The organism is Prevotella sp. P5-126, assembly GCF_002251185.1.
Taxonomy (GTDB): domain Bacteria; phylum Bacteroidota; class Bacteroidia; order Bacteroidales; family Bacteroidaceae; genus Prevotella.
This window is the reverse complement of record NZ_NPIZ01000031.1, coordinates 59,739-75,662: the sequence shown is the minus strand read 5'-3', so window position 1 is coordinate 75,662 and position 15,924 is coordinate 59,739. Positions and strand designations below refer to the sequence as shown.

Annotated in this window: 15 protein-coding genes and 2 pseudogenes; 10 read left to right on the top strand and 7 right to left on the bottom strand. The window is 45.9% G+C overall.

The window, feature by feature from the left end:
• Positions 1-285: 285 nt before the first annotated feature.
• A pseudogene (locus CIK90_RS02910) lies at positions 286-1,020 on the bottom strand (IS1380-like element IS614 family transposase); the annotation flags it as partial.
• Between the two features lie 285 nt (positions 1,021-1,305).
• Between CIK90_RS02910 and tet(Q) the strand changes: the two are divergent.
• From tet(Q) to CIK90_RS02885, 6 genes and pseudogenes are all read left to right on the top strand, one after another.
• On the top strand, positions 1,306-3,231 hold the full coding sequence (gene tet(Q) / locus CIK90_RS02905; protein ID WP_002560998.1) for a tetracycline resistance ribosomal protection protein Tet(Q): 1,926 nt from the start codon (positions 1,306-1,308) through the stop codon (positions 3,229-3,231).
• A pseudogene (locus CIK90_RS02900) lies at positions 3,231-3,860 on the top strand (histidine kinase); the annotation flags it as partial. The gene tet(Q) and the pseudogene CIK90_RS02900, both read left to right, overlap by 1 nt.
• 860 nt (positions 3,861-4,720) lie before the next feature.
• Positions 4,721-4,939, top strand: coding sequence for a hypothetical protein (locus CIK90_RS02895; protein WP_094391818.1), 219 nt, complete (start codon positions 4,721-4,723; stop codon positions 4,937-4,939).
• A gap of 337 nt (positions 4,940-5,276) precedes the next feature.
• Positions 5,277-6,581, top strand: coding sequence for a hypothetical protein (locus CIK90_RS02890; protein ID WP_144007206.1), 1,305 nt, complete (start codon positions 5,277-5,279; stop codon positions 6,579-6,581).
• A gap of 8 nt (positions 6,582-6,589) precedes the next feature.
• Positions 6,590-6,739 carry a hypothetical protein gene (locus tag CIK90_RS14105; protein ID WP_158214834.1) on the top strand — a complete coding sequence of 50 codons (150 nt, stop codon included), beginning with the start codon at positions 6,590-6,592 and terminating at the stop codon, positions 6,737-6,739.
• Between the two features lie 43 nt (positions 6,740-6,782).
• Positions 6,783-7,523: a hypothetical protein gene (locus CIK90_RS02885; RefSeq protein WP_094464309.1), complete on the top strand. Its 741-nt coding sequence runs from the start codon at positions 6,783-6,785 to the stop codon at positions 7,521-7,523.
• Between the two features lie 667 nt (positions 7,524-8,190).
• Here the strand turns inward: CIK90_RS02885 and CIK90_RS02880 are convergent.
• The 6 genes from CIK90_RS02880 to CIK90_RS02855 are packed head-to-tail and all read right to left on the bottom strand — an operon-like array spanning position 8,191 to position 12,086.
• Positions 8,191-9,285, bottom strand: a complete 1,095-nt coding sequence (locus tag CIK90_RS02880) for a glycosyltransferase (protein WP_094464308.1) — start codon at positions 9,283-9,285, stop codon at positions 8,191-8,193.
• Positions 9,286-9,315: 30 nt separating this feature from the next.
• Positions 9,316-10,302 (bottom strand): glycosyltransferase, encoded by a 987-nt coding sequence (locus CIK90_RS02875; RefSeq protein ID WP_173849301.1) that lies wholly within the window; start codon positions 10,300-10,302, stop codon positions 9,316-9,318.
• 16 nt (positions 10,303-10,318) lie between these two features.
• Positions 10,319-11,197 carry a decaprenyl-phosphate phosphoribosyltransferase gene (locus CIK90_RS02870; RefSeq protein ID WP_173849299.1) on the bottom strand — a complete coding sequence of 293 codons (879 nt, stop codon included), beginning with the start codon at positions 11,195-11,197 and terminating at the stop codon, positions 10,319-10,321.
• A 16-nt stretch (positions 11,198-11,213) separates the two neighbouring features.
• Complete coding sequence (locus CIK90_RS02865; RefSeq protein ID WP_094391812.1) at positions 11,214-11,483, bottom strand: hypothetical protein; 270 nt, start codon at positions 11,481-11,483, stop codon at positions 11,214-11,216.
• A 25-nt stretch (positions 11,484-11,508) separates the two neighbouring features.
• Complete coding sequence (locus CIK90_RS02860; RefSeq protein WP_094464306.1) at positions 11,509-11,868, bottom strand: hypothetical protein; 360 nt, start codon at positions 11,866-11,868, stop codon at positions 11,509-11,511.
• Complete coding sequence (locus tag CIK90_RS02855) at positions 11,868-12,086, bottom strand: YtxH domain-containing protein (protein WP_094391810.1); 219 nt, start codon at positions 12,084-12,086, stop codon at positions 11,868-11,870. Before CIK90_RS02855 ends, CIK90_RS02860 begins: the two co-directional genes overlap by 1 nt.
• A gap of 217 nt (positions 12,087-12,303) precedes the next feature.
• On the opposite strand from CIK90_RS02855, the gene CIK90_RS02850 reads away from it, so the two are divergent.
• The 4 genes from CIK90_RS02850 (at position 12,304) to CIK90_RS02835 (ending at position 15,893) form a co-directional block, all read left to right on the top strand.
• A complete protein-coding gene (locus CIK90_RS02850) occupies positions 12,304-12,795 on the top strand; it encodes an SPOR domain-containing protein (protein ID WP_094464313.1) in 492 nt (163 codons plus the stop codon).
• A gap of 34 nt (positions 12,796-12,829) precedes the next feature.
• Positions 12,830-13,243: a Holliday junction resolvase RuvX gene (ruvX, locus tag CIK90_RS02845; RefSeq protein ID WP_094391809.1), complete on the top strand. Its 414-nt coding sequence runs from the start codon at positions 12,830-12,832 to the stop codon at positions 13,241-13,243.
• A gap of 21 nt (positions 13,244-13,264) precedes the next feature.
• Complete coding sequence (def, locus tag CIK90_RS02840) at positions 13,265-13,828, top strand: peptide deformylase (protein WP_094391808.1); 564 nt, start codon at positions 13,265-13,267, stop codon at positions 13,826-13,828.
• A 70-nt stretch (positions 13,829-13,898) separates the two neighbouring features.
• Positions 13,899-15,893, top strand: a complete 1,995-nt coding sequence (locus tag CIK90_RS02835; RefSeq protein WP_254046259.1) for a tetratricopeptide repeat protein — start codon at positions 13,899-13,901, stop codon at positions 15,891-15,893.
• Positions 15,894-15,924: the final 31 nt, after the last annotated feature.

Here is a 15,924-nt window from a genome sequence, read left to right as displayed (position 1 = left end):
AAGAATTTTATCTGTCTCATTGTTGGACAGAACCCCTCTCGTAGATTTGCTCGGCAAAAGCGAACCTGCCGAGAAGTTACAAACTGTAAGAGAATTAAGTCTTAAATTTATTTAGTGGACACTAGTGACCATCTATACGTGGTTTACGGAATGCTTACTTTATAACAATTAGGTTTACACTCGTTTATTTTGACGGTGCAAAGTTACTCATGCTATCTGGCTCCCACAACGGGCAATAGTGCACATTTTCAAGAAAATGACGTTGATGTCACAGGGACAGGTCATTGACATCCTGTTGGCGCGGATGTAGAAGTGCGTGCAATGCTTCTCTATCTCACTGACAATTTCCTTCGAGCACGAACCACAGTCGGCTCTGAAGCGATTCACACGGATGCTGTTGGCTTCCAGTAGGGCAAAGAATCTCTTGTGGGTCTCAGCCTGATAAAAGCGCACATTTGTGTTGCCATCGCTGTTCTCGACATAGACAATCATGTCACCGATGACATATACGCCAGGTCTGTAGCCGAGGAACTTCTTGTATGTCGGTTTTGCATCATACTTCTCTGTTTCAAGGAACTGATGGTCGAAATCAACATCGTAGGTTTCCACCTCATTCAGTTCACCAGTGGAAACCAAGGCTTTTATAAGCAAGGCGTTGAGCTTGTCTGCCGTATTGAAATCATAGGTCTTGCCCTTATCGGAAGTATATGAGATGTTTTCCTGTGTCAGTTCCTTGATGGCTCTGAGGATGGTATCAGAGCTGCATGTGCGCAAGGTCGGATGATACGAGAGATGACGCATCAGATGCGATGTTACATCCTCCACGCATGAACCGCCACAGAAGTATACGCTCATCAGAGAACGAATAATTTCGCTGTACTGGTATCCGATGATACTGCGGCATCTCTGACCAAGTGTCTGGTCGATAATAGGTGAAAGCATGGAGTCAAATTGCTCCATGATTGAAAAAATTCCTCCAAAAGGTGTGAGTTTTTCAGATTTTATTTGTACCTTTGCCATGTCTTGTTACGATTTACGCTTGTTTTGATTTGCAACACTAAGATAAGTGAAAAATCTGACATGGCAAAATCCTGAGCAACTTTTTGTTGCTCAGGAACTTATAAATAAAGTTAAATCAAAGTGTTGCGGAATTAAGGTTTGTGTAATTTTGTAATCGTTATGCGGCAGTAATAATATACATATTAATACGAGTTAGTAATCCTGTAGTTCTCACATGCTACGAGGAGGTATTAAAAGGTGCGTTTCGACAATGCATCTATTGTAGTATATTATTGCTTAATCCAAATGAATATTATAAATTTAGGAATTCTTGCTCACATTGATGCAGGAAAAACTTCCGTAACCGAGAATCTGCTGTTTGCCAGTGGAGCAACGGAAAAGTGCGGCCGTGTGGATAATGGTGACACCATAACAGACTCTATGGATATAGAGAAACGTAGAGGAATTACTGTTCGGGCTTCTACGACATCTATTATCTGGAATGGAGTGAAATGCAATATCATTGACACTCCGGGACACATGGATTTTATTGCGGAAGTGGAGCGGACATTCAAAATGCTTGATGGAGCAGTCCTCATCTTATCCGCAAAGGAAGGCATACAAGCGCAAACAAAGTTGCTGTTCAATACTTTACAAAAACTGCAAATCCCGACAATTATATTTATCAATAAAATTGACCGTGACGGTGTGAATTTAGAGCGTTTGTATCTGGATATAAAAACAAATCTGTCTCAAGATGTCCTGTTTATGCAAACTGTTGTCGATGGATTGGTTTATCCGATTTGCTCCCAAACATATATAAAGGAAGAATACAAAGAATTTGTATGCAACCATGACGACAATATATTAGAACGATATTTGGCGGATAGCGAAATTTCACCGGCTGATTATTGGAATACGATAATCGATCTTGTGGCAAAAGCCAAAGTCTATCCGGTACTACATGGATCAGCAATGTTCAATATCGGTATCAATGAGTTGTTGGACGCCATCTCTTCTTTTATACTTCCTCCAGAATCAGTCTCAAACAGACTTTCAGCTTATCTCTATAAGATAGAGCATGACCCCAAAGGACATAAAAGAAGTTTTCTAAAAATAATTGACGGAAGTCTGAGACTTCGAGACATTGTAAGAATCAACGATTCGGAAAAATTCATCAAGATTAAAAATCTAAAGACTATTTATCAGGGCAGAGAGATAAATGTTGATGAAGTGGGGGCCAATGATATCGCGATTGTAGAAGATATGGAAGATTTTCGAATCGGAGATTATTTAGGTACTAAACCTTGTTTGATTCAAGGGTTATCTCATCAGCATCCCGCTCTCAAATCCTCCGTCCGGCCAGACAGGTCCGAAGAGAGAAGCAAGGTGATATCCGCTCTGAATACATTGTGGATTGAAGACCCGTCTTTGTCCTTTTCCATAAACTCATATAGTGATGAATTGGAAATCTCGTTATATGGTTTGACACAAAAGGAAATCATACAGACATTGCTGGAAGAACGATTTTCCGTAAAGGTCCATTTTGATGAGATCAAGACTATCTACAAAGAACGACCTGTAAAAAAGGTCAATAAGATTATTCAGATCGAAGTGCCACCCAACCCTTACTGGGCCACAATAGGGCTGACGCTTGAACCCTTGCCGTTAGGGACAGGGTTGCAAATCGAAAGTGACATCTCCTATGGTTATCTGAACCATTCTTTTCAAAATGCCGTTTTTGAAGGGATTCGTATGTCTTGCCAATCTGGTTTACATGGATGGGAAGTGACTGATCTGAAAGTAACTTTTACTCAAGCCGAGTATTATAGCCCGGTAAGTACACCTGCTGATTTCAGACAGCTGACCCCTTATGTCTTCAGGCTGGCCTTGCAACAGTCAGGTGTGGACATTCTCGAACCGATGCTCTATTTTGAGTTGCAGATACCCCAAGCGGCAAGTTCCAAAGCTATTACAGATTTGCAAAAAATGATGTCTGAGATTGAAGACATCAGTTGCAATAATGAGTGGTGTCATATTAAAGGGAAAGTTCCATTAAATACAAGTAAAGACTACGCCTCAGAAGTAAGTTCATACACTAAGGGCTTAGGCGTTTTTATGGTCAAGCCATGCGGGTATCAAATAACAAAAGGCGATTATTCTGATAATATCCGCATGAACGAAAAAGATAAACTTTTATTCATGTTCCAAAAATCCATGTCATCAAAATAATGGAGCGGTCAGGAAATTTCTATAAGGCAATACAGTTGGGATATATACTTATCTCCATTCTTATCGGATGTATGGCATATAATAGCCTCTATGAATGGCAGGAGATAGAAGCATTAGAACTTGGCAATAAAAAAATAGACGAGCTCCGAAAAGAAATAAACAATATCAATATTCAAATGATAAAATTTTCTCTATTGGGTGAAACAATACTGGAATGGAACGATAAAGATATCGAGCATTACCATGCACGGCGTATGGCAATGGACAGTATGCTCTGCCGTTTCAAGGCCACCTATCCAGCAGAGCGCATCGATAGTGTGCGCAGTCTTTTAGAGGATAAGGAACGACAGATGTTCCAGATAGTCCGGTTAATGGATGAACAACAATCTATTAACAAGAAGATAGCCAATCAAATTCCGGTTATTGTGCAGAAAAGTGTGCAGGAACAGTCCAAAAAGCCAAAACGAAAAGGTTTCTTGGGCATCTTTGGCAAAAAAGAGGGAACGAAGCCAACGACAACAACGACTACGCTCCGTTCATCCAATAGAAACATGGTCAACGAACAGAAAGCGCAGAGCCGTCGATTGTCAGAACAAGCCGATAGTCTTGCTGCCCGTAATGCAGAACTTAGATGTCACAGGGATAATGTCACAGGGACAGGTCATTGACATCATGACTTATAATTCTTACAGTTTTACAGTTTTACAGTTTTTGAAAAGGAAAAATAGGTTTCGGATTCTTAAAACACGAGGACAGGTTTCTGTTTCTTGGACCGTAACTCTTGGGGTGTGGAGTATGTTTTTATGAACGGAATTTTTGTTGCCATATACCTATAAAAACAAAAAACGCCTCGCACGATTTGAGCATTGTTAAGAGGCTTGGCGAGGACTGACGATGTAAAGGTACGACTTTTATTTGAGTTGTGCAAGAGTTTGGGGAGAAAAGTGATGATTTGATGGGTGTTTTTAACAGATGTTAGGTGTTTCGAGATGCAAAATGCGGCATCTGCAAACCAATGTGGGTCATCTACAAACCATAGCACCCGAAATAGTGCAGAATGGTGTGTATATTTGTTAAATTGTCAGAATATTGAAAAACTTTCTGATGATTTTGATGATTATGTGAAAGAAATTGAGTATTTTTGCAGAGCAGGTATTATATCTTATACACTTCTGCAAAGAAAAGCATGATTAAACTTGTTAATAATAGCAACGTATGACTGCATTGCCAACCATATACATTACCCTATACAACCGACGCCAAACCGAGAGCAATCAAACTTGTTTGAATTGCCGAGGTGCGAAGGAGAAAGACGCAGTCAACCACCTGACTCATAATGATTTAGGGGGGGTACTTATTATGGCATAGCATCGTCAACGACATATAACATCACACACTGAGCCTTCCGCAGGTGTCAGTCAGTGGCACCGGCGGAAGGCTCAGTGTGTTTGTGCTGTTCAAAAATACTAATACAACAAAATAATTGACAATGACGAAAAAAGATTTTTATGACTCAATCAAGAACAACTTGGCAGAGCTGAGGAAGTTCTTTGCAGAGATGCCTAAAGGTGGTGACTCGCACAACCATTTGACAGGCTCTGCTTATTATCTTCCCATGACAGGTAGAGAACATCATGGCGATGAAAATGGACAAACAACAACCTATTTCACGCAGTATAAAGTAACATTCAAACTCAATAAAAAGTAATATTATGAACATAATCAAGAAAACTATATTGCTGTTGTGCCTCATCTTTTCTGTCTCAACGAAAGTGGGAGCTCAAGAATTTAACGAATTTGTATTAACCTATGGTAGTACAGTAGAAAATTTTGGTTATGTATATCTTTTAGGCAACAAAAAAAAGTATTACAAATTTGAAACAAACACTGAACTTACGTTTACTTGGTACGCAGGTAATAATGAAAATACAAAGGATTTAGGAGGGTATTGGAGTGAGAGTACTGTATCATTTGAATTGAAATTGCCCGATTACAGTGATTATTATAATGTTGTAAAGCTAAAATTATATAAAGGAGAATATGATATGACATTTAATTTTGTTCCAGGTAATCACGTAAAGGTTGAGGTTAAGATTACCAAACACCAACATAGCTCATCACAAATATCCTCTGAAGCTACCTGTACAACGGTAGGACACTCTGTCCAATGTGATGTTTGTGGGGCTTGGGGATGGAACAATGATGGAACTTTTACAAATACAACAGAAAACGACTATAAGCCAGTCTTGGGGCATGACTTTACGGGACAAGAATGGACTACAGACGAGGTGAATGGCAACAAATACAGAACATGCACAAGGTCTGGCTGCGAACATAAGCAATATACATACGATGTCGTGCCAGTTGAGCCAGCATTGGGTATAACGCTGAATGACGACGTGACACTAACATACCCACAGTCCTTGTCACCTGTCTATGCCAAGGACGGAATGATGTGGAAGGTGAAACTTGGCGATGCCACAGCCTGTGAGCTGTCACTGGGGCAGGTAAAGGGAATAGTTGCGCAATGGCCGCATAACAATACGGATCATCAGTGTGCAGACAAGAGTTGGGCAGACGGATGTTCGGTTGAAGGCTGTGCGGAAGGGCGAACACAACGTTGGGTTAACATCAACGGCAACAAGGTGGAGACAACTGCCATAACAGGTGATCTCGCTATTGCAAGCCTTACTCTCGACGATGCCAAGGGCTATGAGTGCGAAGCGGAATACACAGCCAATGCTGTCAGTTACGGGCGCACCATGACCAACCAATGGGGTACGCTATGTCTGCCATTTAAGATAAAATCCGACCAATATGCCACATGCAAGTTCTATGAGTTGAAGGAAGTGAAAGAAACGGAGATAGTCCTGACTGAGGTGACTGGAAACATCCCAGCCGGCACTCCCGTTTTGGTGCGTCGTAATACCGAAGGTACCAACATTTCATTAAATGCCACCAATGCAGCTATCACCGTAGCCCCCGCAGCAAGCAGTTCGGCAAATGGTTTTTCGCTTGTGGGGCGTTTCACAGCGTCTGGGGCATTGCCTGCTGACAGTTACATCATCAGCAACAACAAGTTCTGGCGTGTGAGCGATTTGACCTCTGATGTGACAGACGTGAAGGTGGGACCATTCCGTGCATATCTGCAAAGCAACGGCGTGCAGAACGTAAGGATGATGAGTCTGTCGATAGGCGACGACGACACAACGGCCATTGACGTGCTTAATGCCGCTGACGAAGGCGAGGCAGAGATATATGACCTCAATGGGCATCGTCTCCAAGGTTTGCAAAAGGGCATGAACATCGTAAAGAGAGGAAACAAGACAACAAAAGTAATCATTAAATAAAAACGGATATGAAGAAGAAAGAATACGTGCATCCGAAGATGCACATCTACGAGATAAGTAAAATGCAGCTACTTGCAGGCAGTGAAACTCTCCGTATTGGTAATAATGGAGATGAAGATGTCCCTACGTCATCAGATGGCTCTATTTGGGGAGACTAACCGCACTTCGGTGTTACACATTAATTAATAATTAGATAATAATATGAAACAGAAGATATTAACATTCATGGTATGCCTGTTGGCTGGCATTACAGCCATTCATGCCCAGACGGAATCAGAATCGTCCATCGTCTCGTTCATTAAGACAGCAGATGACTGGAAGGTATTGGAAAGTATGTCAGTAAGCGACAACAAGGTTGTTTACACTCTTAAAGATGGATCACAATTAACAGCAGATGTCACTCATGGACAAGAGGCTGAATTGCCCGTTTACAATGCCATTTATTGTGTTCCCGGGACACTTGGTACCCCTCTATTGGCAGAATACAGCCAGTCTGGTCAGCTAATCCTGATGGGAACAGCCAATCAAAATGATATATATCAACCCGAGAATCTTGATTATAGCAAAAAAAACTCAATTACATCAGTCGATATAAGCCATCTTGATATTTCAACAGTGACAGGATTCAGAGGCTTTTTGCAAGAATATACTAATCTTAAGCGGGTTGACTTCGGTGGCAAAATACACAGCAATGTAACTGATTTGTATCAAATGCTTCATTGGTGTACAAGTCTTGAAGAAGTAGATTTCAGCGGCTGTGATTTTTCCGGAGTAACTGTTTATACCAACTTCTTAAACAATTGTCCCAATCTGAAGACCATAAAGGCTATTCGTTGTAATGATGCGACCTTGGAAATACTTCGGAATGCGTTAAGCAACGTTGGTTTGAGTGGACAAGTCGAAATCGTGACGACAGAATCTACATCAACGACAACAGAATAAGAGCTGCTATACTCAGCTGAACTTTATAAAGGGTGTATATGCCATAGCTGACTGGTATATACACCCTTGGATGTCACAGGGACAGGCCATTGACATCATGACTTACAATTCTTACAGCTTACAGTATTACAGTTTTCGGAAAGGAAAAATAGGTTTCGCGAGGACTGTTCCTGTTTTCTTGGACAACGCTAATTCACACCAAGCGTTACAGTTTTACAGTTGACAGTTTCTGAAAACGAATTTTTGCGTTACAAATAACAGATAACAGATAACAGTTTTGGGAAACGAATTTTTTTAGTTGCCTACGGCAAGAAATCTTTGGAGGAAATCTTTTTTAAGATGTTGCTTCGCAAGAAATAATCTGTAATTCAGCCTCCACAAACATAATCTTTAAAGAAAATCCTGACCAGAATGCGCTCTTCCTCAGGGTGTTGCCCTGGGCTAGGGAAACCATTGGGCTTTCAGCCCGTTTTTGCTTGTGTATCAAAATCTTGAGAAGAATCTTTAACTAGAATCTCTAAACACTAACCTATAACCTATAACCTATAACCTATAACCTTTAACCTTTAACCTTTAACCTCTAACCTTTAACCTTTAACCTATAACCTAAACACTGTTCCGTGGATTTTTATGGCGCAGCAATCTTAAATATAAAAAGAGAATCTGTTTAAAGGGACTGGTAGAGGGCTTCGTACTGACGGGCAACCTTCAGGTGGTCGTGGTGGCGATCTACATAGGTGATGCTTTCGCGCTTGAGACGTGGCAGACACTCAGGATGGAGCACCAACTGCTCAAGGGCATGGAAGACACTCTGCTCTGTCGGTTCAACGTTGATGATGGGACGCAACTCGTTCTCCTGGATAATCTCGTAGTTTTCGGGTTCGCCACCTCCTACAACGACAATACCTTTGGACATGGCAAGGAGGGAATTCATGGATGGCGTATAGCTGTAGAGCTGGTCGAGGATGACATCGGAATTGTTCATCATCAACTGGTATTCGGCATAAGGCACGGAGTATGCTGTGCGCAGTTCTACACGGTCGGGATAACGCTCAACGATGGCTTGTGCAGCACGCAACATGATGTCAGTTCCCTTGTAGGCACTACGCTTGCGGTCGATGCCGATGAACAGGCGCAGACGGGGATGGGACGGGATAGGGGGTGGCGTCTGGCGCACGATGGGCAGGGGGATGAAATGGGTCTTGGCAGGATAGTGCAGTTGGTAGCACGCCATATACTCGTAGAGACATGCTACGATGGCGTCGCAGTCGTTGGCAATATGTCGGGTGAGTTTTTCGTGAGAGGTATTCACCCAGACGTCAAGGAGGTCTTGAGAGGCAGCATCGGTGCGCACCATATTGCCGAAGTTATGGTCACTATAGCGCAGCGGTTTCTCTTCGATGCAGGTTCTTGCCCATATCGAGTCCTCGCCAAAGGCTCCGAGAATCATCTTGCCGTTGTGGCGTCGCAGGAAGCGGTAGATAGGAAACAGGCGTTCGGGACGCAGGTCGAAGCAGATGGGATTGATGAGCTGCACCACATCATAGCCTGTGAGTCGTGGAAGGATGCGCGTCCAGAGGTTGAGTAGGTAGCGCACTCCGTCGATGTGGGAGGGTGACCTTCTGATGACCGAGATGTCGCGAGGATAGTTGCGCCATCCGTTGCCGTTGGAAACAACGGTCACCTCATGCCCCAGACTGCGCAACCCCTGACTGAGGTTGGCATGGAGTCCACTGTAGTCGTTGACGAGAAGAATGCGCATAGGAGATGGAATATGGGGGGATGAGACGGGTCAGTGACGGGGTAGGAGCGGCAGGGATGCGAGGAGCGCTCGTCGTCCGATGGCATTACCCACGAGGCGTCGGAACCACGTGTATTTCTTGGAATAAGGACGGTCGGGCAACGGGAAAAGTCCCTGTTGCCGGAGGGCGTCGATGGTGGCATCGAGCTTTTTTGCCGAGCGTGTCAGCATGATGGTGTTGTAGAGATAGTCCATGGTGAGCTGTGCGATGCGCCGTTCCATGGCAGGACGGTCGGCAGGCGACAGCTTATCGGTCAGCCGATAGAGTTGGGTGAGTACCGTCAGCGTATCGTCGAGGCGCTTGCTGATGGTGTCTTGGTCGCTGCTCCTGGTGATGGAGTCGTGGCGTGCCCGATAGTAGTAAGCCTTGTAGGGCGTGTTGAAGACGCGCTCTGCACGCAACAGCAGTTGCGGGGTGAATGCCTCGTCTTCGTGGTAGATGTTGGGCTCGAAGCGCAGGCTGCCGAGGATGCGGCGTGCGAAGAGGTATCCACATGCAGCAGCCCTGATATTGCTCTCGCGCATGAAATGACTGCCACTGACAGGAGAGACGGAAACAGGGATGAAGGTCGTCTCTGAGGTGTCGGAACTGCAGAACATCACGAGGTCGGCTTGCTGATAGCGCACAAGGTCAAGACACTGTTCGTAGGGTGGGGCGATGATGGCATCGTCGGCATCGACAAACTGGATGAAATAGCCGTGTGCCATGTCGATGCCCCGGTTGCGCGCCTGACTCAGTCCCATATTGCGTTGTCGCACATAGACGACCTCGTCGATGCAGTCGGTCAGAAAGCTGACGGGACTCACGTCCGATCCGTCGTCGATGATGATAATCTCGCGCTCGCTGTCGCCCAGCGATAATGCCAGGATGCTCTCGATACACGCATGAAGCATGTCGGCCGGTTCGTTGTGGTAAGTGATGATAAAACTGACCAATGGAGACCCTTGGCGGTTGTCGGTGGAAAACGTAGTATTCATGAGGTGAGACGGAGAATCAGAGGTAGATGATGGAGAAGAATGAGAGCACCCAGCCAACGATGCACGTCTGGATGAAATGGTCTTTCACCAGTACTTTGGTGGGACTGCCGCTACGCTGATAGACCAGCATGTTTTGCAGATAGCGCAACAGTCCTGCCAATACCCATACGTTGGTGAGATAGACGTAGGACGAACCGAAATGGCTCACCACGCTGTCGCTCATGGTGTAGATAATATAGCACACCATGGTGATGGTGCCCACGATGGTGACGGAGAGGTCGATAAACTGGGAATTGTAGCCCGCAATACTCTTGCGCGGCATGGTGCCCGTCTGCTCGTAGATGCGGTAATCGTCTTTGCGCTTGGCAAAGGCAAGGAAGAGTGCCAGGAGGAAGGTCATCATGACCAACCATCCCGATACGATGATGTCGGTGGCAAAACCACCTATTAGTACGCGTATGACAAAGCCCACGGCAATGATTGCCACATCGAGGATGGCGTACTGTTTGAGGCGGATGCAGTATGCCACGTTCATCAGCCAGTAGCCCACCAGCATGGCGCAGATCACGGGCGGGTGGTTGCAGTCGGAGAGACAGGCTGTGATCAGACTGGCTGCCAGTGTCAGCATCATGATGACGTAGCCCATAGCCACGCTCACCTTGCCGGCGGCAATGGGGCGGTGGCACTTCTTAGGGTGGAGGCGGTCGTTCTCCACGTCATGGATGTCGTTGAAACAGTAGATGCTGCTCGATACGAAGCAGAATGCAACAAACACCCACAGTGTCTGTAGGAAATAATGGCTGTTTAACAGGTTGTTGCTGAAAAACAAAGGGGCGAAGACAAAGAAATTCTTCACCCACTGCAATGGCCGTAACAGAAGGATGGCATCTTTCATGGGCAATGGAAATCGTTTAACGGCGCTTGCGCTGACCGAAAAGGGTGTGGTAGCCGCGCAACAGTTTGCGCACAAGGAGGAAAGCGTCGAATGCCGTAACGGCATTGGAAATCAGCGCAGCAACAAGTTCGCCGCGCGTATTGGTCTTTTGGGGAGTGACAAGTTGGTGCCAATGACCGCTAATCTCGCTGCGCGCCTGAGCAAGTTCTTCAGCGAGTTGTTCGCGTCGTGCGCGAATGTCCTCCAAGGTCTGTGGAATACCCACCTGTTGTTGTTTGGTCTGCATAAGAATAAGTCCTCTCACATGGTTACTATTGTGGATCGTTGCTCATCAGGATGTTGGCAAGAAGCTTCACCAGTGGGCGCTCTATCCATGCCTTTCGGAAGATGAAAACGACCACGAGCAAGAGCAGATGAGCCAAACTGACCAGCATGAATGCCATGGTCATGCCTAACGATGCCGACAGCCAGAATGCCACGGCGAAAGAGAAATAGAGGAGGATGGCAATGACCAGCAGAAAGCCAACGGCAGCCAAAGCGGCTACCGTCAGCAACTGTACCAGTTTGCCGACCACGTCAAATTTGATGCTCTCCTTCTGGAGGTTCAAATAGCGGATAACGGCTTGCACCAGTTGTCCGATGGTCTCTACATTCTTGTCGCTCGACAGCATTACTCGTTTACTTCAGGTGCTGCGTCAACAATATCGGCGGCAAGGTCAGACATCTCCTTGCGGCTGAGCTTGATATTATGCTTCTTCATGAAGTCATCTACCGCATCGGTAATCTTATCACGAGTGTCGGCTCCCTTTTCAGGGGCTAACAGCAGTCCTACTACGGCTCCGGCGAGAGCACCACCGAGGAATGCACCGAGAAATCCTAAATTCTTCATAGTCGTTTCGTTTTAAAGGGTTGATAATGTTTGTTGCTGCAAATATAGGCAATCTTTTTGAAAACATCGTGTTGTTTAGCCATATTTTTTCATAAAATAATGCGATTTGATACCATTTAACAAACTTTATGCACCTTTTCTCTTCAAGTTTGGACGATATTTTGTAATTTCGCAGATGATATTCAAAAAGCATTATAAAATTAAAACAAATAAAACAATGAAGAAACAAATTATCCTATGTGCAGGACTGTGTGCCGCAATGGCTTTCACAAGTTGTAAATCAGGCGACAGCGCCTACAAGCAGGCTTACATGAAAGCCAAGCAACAAGAAGAACAGCAGCAACAGCAGCAGCCCGCACAGGAAGAACCCGTTGTAGTGGCACCCGTAGAGACCAAACCTGCCAACGACACACAGGTGGTTGACAATACTGACAACGTGAACGTGCGTCAGGAGAATGTAACCCTCATCAGCGGAAATGGACTCAAGGCTTTCAGCGTAGTAGTAGGTTCGTTCTCACTTCAGGCCAACGCCGAAGGACTGCAGCAGCAGCTCCGCAATGCCGGCTATGATGCACAGATCGTGCGCAATACCCAGGGTGGCACCTTCCGCGTAGTGGCTACCACGTTTGATACCAAGGGTGAGGCTGCCGCAAGCCGCAACGAACTCCAGGGTAAGTATCAAGGCGCTTGGTTGCTCTACAACAAATAAAAAGAACCACGGATAAAAAAGGGAAATTCTTAGCGTGAGAATACTCTCGATAGACTACGGAAAGAAAAGAACCGGACTCGCTGTTACCGATCCTCTGCAAATTATTGCTGGAGGATTGGCAACAGTAGCCACGGCAGAACTCTTCCAATACCTCAACGACTATATTGCACGCGAACCCGTGGAGCGCATTGTCATAGGAGAACCCAGACAACCCAACGGACAGCCCAGCGAAAACCTGCAGCGCGTACAGCAGTTTGTGAACCGATGGAAAAAGGCACGGCCCGATGTGCCCATCGAATTCTTCGACGAGCGCTTTACCTCCGTACTTGCCCATCAGGCCATGCTTGACGGAGGACTGAAGAAAAAGGCACGGCAAAACAAGGCGCTGGTGGATGAAATCAGTGCCACGATCATACTGCAGGACTATATGCGCGCACGGAAATCGTGACGACGAATAAAGCAACAAGAAATGATACTACCTATTTATATATATGGACAGCCGGTGTTGAGAAAGGTGGCACAGGATATTACTGCCGACTACCCGGAGCTCGATAAACTCATTGCCGACATGTGGGACACACTCGCAGAGAGCGAGGGCATCGGACTGGCTGCACCACAGATTGGAAAAGACATACGACTGGTGGTCATCGACCTCGATGTGATCAGCGATGACCTCCCTGAATACAAAGGATTCAGAAACGTGTTTATCAACGCACATATCGTGGAATACGATGAAAGCAAGACCGACACCTCGGAAGAAGGATGTCTATCGTTGCCCGGCATCCACGAGCGCGTGACCAGACCGACACGCATTCACGTGCAATGGCTCGACGAGAAAATGCAACCACACGACGAATGGGTGGAAGGATACCTTGCACGCGTGATGCAGCACGAATTTGACCACCTCGAAGGCAAGGTTTTCGTGGATCGCATCTCTCCACTCCGCAAACAACTCATCAAGAGTAAGATGAGAGCATTACTCCAAGGACGTGTGCGCTGCGGATACAAAACTAAAATGGCGGTGAGAAAATAATCACCGACCACAAAAGACATACAGGCGAAACAGGCTCCCGTAATAAGGTAAAGCAAAACGGATTGTAAACATGATGACAAGGGTAATTAAGACAACGACAACGGGCAGAGGTTTGAAGAAACTTCTGCTTGTTGCACTTATGATCCTGTCGTCAATGACCGGCAAGGCACAGTTTAATACCGACAGACTGCTCATGGTAGGACAGTCGGCACTCTACTATGAAGACTATGTGCTCTCCATACAGTATTTCAATCAGGTGATCTCGGCAAAACCGTATCTCTACGAACCATGGTTCTACAGAGGTCTGGCGAAATTCTATCTCGACGACTACCAAGGAGCTGAAAACGACTGTGCCGAGGCACTTGACAGAAACCCGTTTGTGGTCAGCGTCTATGAACTCAGAGGACTCTGCCGCATCAGACAAGACAACTTTGCCGGAGCCGTGAAAGACTACGATAAAGCACTGAAATACGACCCGGAGAACCGAAATCTGTGGCACAACAGAGTGCTTTGTCATATTCAGCAGAAAGAGTATGATGTGGCACTGGCACAGATAGACACCATGCTCACCCGATGGAGCAAGAACGCGAAAGTCTATGCCATGCAGGCAGAGGTCTATATGCTCCAGAAAGACACCACAAAAGCTGTTGTCGCACTCGATAAAAGTATTGCTATCGACCCATACGACGGTTCGCTGTGGAGTCAGAAAGCCATCATCAGCATGGCACGGCATCAATGGAAAGAGAGCGACGAGTATCTCAGCAAAGCTATCCACCTCATGCCCAAACGAGTGGATTGCTATGTGAACCGAGCCATTGCCAGATTCAACCTCAATAACCTCAGGGGAACCATGGCAGACTATGATACTGCGCTCGACCTCGATCCCAACAACTTCCTCGCACACTACAACAGAGGACTCTTGAGGGCACAGGTGGGAGATGACAACCAAGCCATCCTCGACTTTGACTTCGTGCTCAACCTGGAGCCCAATAACCTCATGGCACTCTTCAACCGCGCACTCCTGCTGGAGAATACCGGAAATATCAGAGGTGCCATAAGGGACTATACGAAAATCATTGCGGAATTTCCAAACTTCTGGTTTGGACTGCAACACCGTGCCGACTGTTACAGAAAACTCGGTATGAGCAAACAGGCAGAGCTCGACGAATTCAGAATCTTCAAAGCACAGATGAACAAACGCTTGGGTATTCAGCCGAGACTCTCGAAAAAACAGATGAGAAAACGTAGCGACCTCGACATCGAGAAATACAACCAACTGGCTGTGGAAGATGTACAGGAGGTGGAACACGAATATCAAAGCGATTACCGGGGAAGGGTGCAAAACAGAAAGGCTTCGCTCGACTATCTTCCTATGTTTGTGCTCGCCATGCAGAAAGACGTAGAACGGATGAACGCAACAACTGCCTTCGACCAACGGGTGGATGACTTCAACAGAAACGAAGGCGGCACACGACAGCTTTATGTGACACGACAGTTGCGCACACTCGACGAGGCTGCCACAAACCGCTACTTCGCACTGATAGACTCGGTGGCTGACACGATCGACAAATGTCACGACGCAAAACAAAAAGCAGCACTCCTGCTGATAAGAGCCGTAGCCTATTCAGATACCCAGAATAATGAAGCAGCAATAGACGACCTTACGGCTGTTGTACAACTCGACTCCACACAGACACTCGCCTATTGGCAAAGAGCAGTCTGCCAGGCAAGACTCAACGCGTTTAATGCTTCGCAGGGTACAGACATCAGTATGAAGACTGCCAATGTGCTCTCCGACCTGAGTGAGGCTATTGAGAACAATCCCAGTGCAATCCTCTATTACAACCGAGGTAATGTCTATGTGCAGCGGAAAGATTATCTCCATGCCATAGAAGACTATTCGAAAGCCATAGAGATGGATTCACATCTGGCTGAAGCATACTACAACAGAGGAATAGCAAGGCTCGCGCTCAAACAGCAGGCACAGGCTGTGGCAGACCTCAGCAAGGCAGGAGAACTCGGACTCTATGCCGCCTACAGCATCATCAAACAGAATCGGAAGTAACAGATAATACCGTTTTTTTCAACGAATTGTT

Bases quoted from the DNA above. Each gene is read 5' to 3' on its own strand.
- CIK90_RS02895 (WP_094391818.1), top strand. From the start codon at position 4,721: ATGACGAAAAAAGATTTTTATGACTCAATCAAGAACAACTTGGCAGAG.
- CIK90_RS02890 (WP_144007206.1), top strand. From the start codon at position 5,277: ATGACATTTAATTTTGTTCCAGGTAATCACGTAAAGGTTGAGGTTAAG.
- CIK90_RS14105 (WP_158214834.1), top strand. From the start codon at position 6,590: ATGAAGAAGAAAGAATACGTGCATCCGAAGATGCACATCTACGAGATA.
- CIK90_RS02885 (WP_094464309.1), top strand. From the start codon at position 6,783: ATGAAACAGAAGATATTAACATTCATGGTATGCCTGTTGGCTGGCATT.
- CIK90_RS02880 (WP_094464308.1), bottom strand. From the start codon at position 9,285: ATGCGCATTCTTCTCGTCAACGACTACAGTGGACTCCATGCCAACCTC.
- CIK90_RS02875 (WP_173849301.1), bottom strand. From the start codon at position 10,302: ATGAATACTACGTTTTCCACCGACAACCGCCAAGGGTCTCCATTGGTC.
- CIK90_RS02870 (WP_173849299.1), bottom strand. From the start codon at position 11,197: ATGAAAGATGCCATCCTTCTGTTACGGCCATTGCAGTGGGTGAAGAAT.
- CIK90_RS02865 (WP_094391812.1), bottom strand. From the start codon at position 11,483: ATGCAGACCAAACAACAACAGGTGGGTATTCCACAGACCTTGGAGGAC.
- CIK90_RS02860 (WP_094464306.1), bottom strand. From the start codon at position 11,868: ATGCTGTCGAGCGACAAGAATGTAGAGACCATCGGACAACTGGTGCAA.
- CIK90_RS02855 (WP_094391810.1), bottom strand. From the start codon at position 12,086: ATGAAGAATTTAGGATTTCTCGGTGCATTCCTCGGTGGTGCTCTCGCC.
- CIK90_RS02850 (WP_094464313.1), top strand. From the start codon at position 12,304: ATGAAGAAACAAATTATCCTATGTGCAGGACTGTGTGCCGCAATGGCT.
- def (WP_094391808.1), top strand. From the start codon at position 13,265: ATGATACTACCTATTTATATATATGGACAGCCGGTGTTGAGAAAGGTG.
- CIK90_RS02835 (WP_254046259.1), top strand. From the start codon at position 13,899: ATGATGACAAGGGTAATTAAGACAACGACAACGGGCAGAGGTTTGAAG.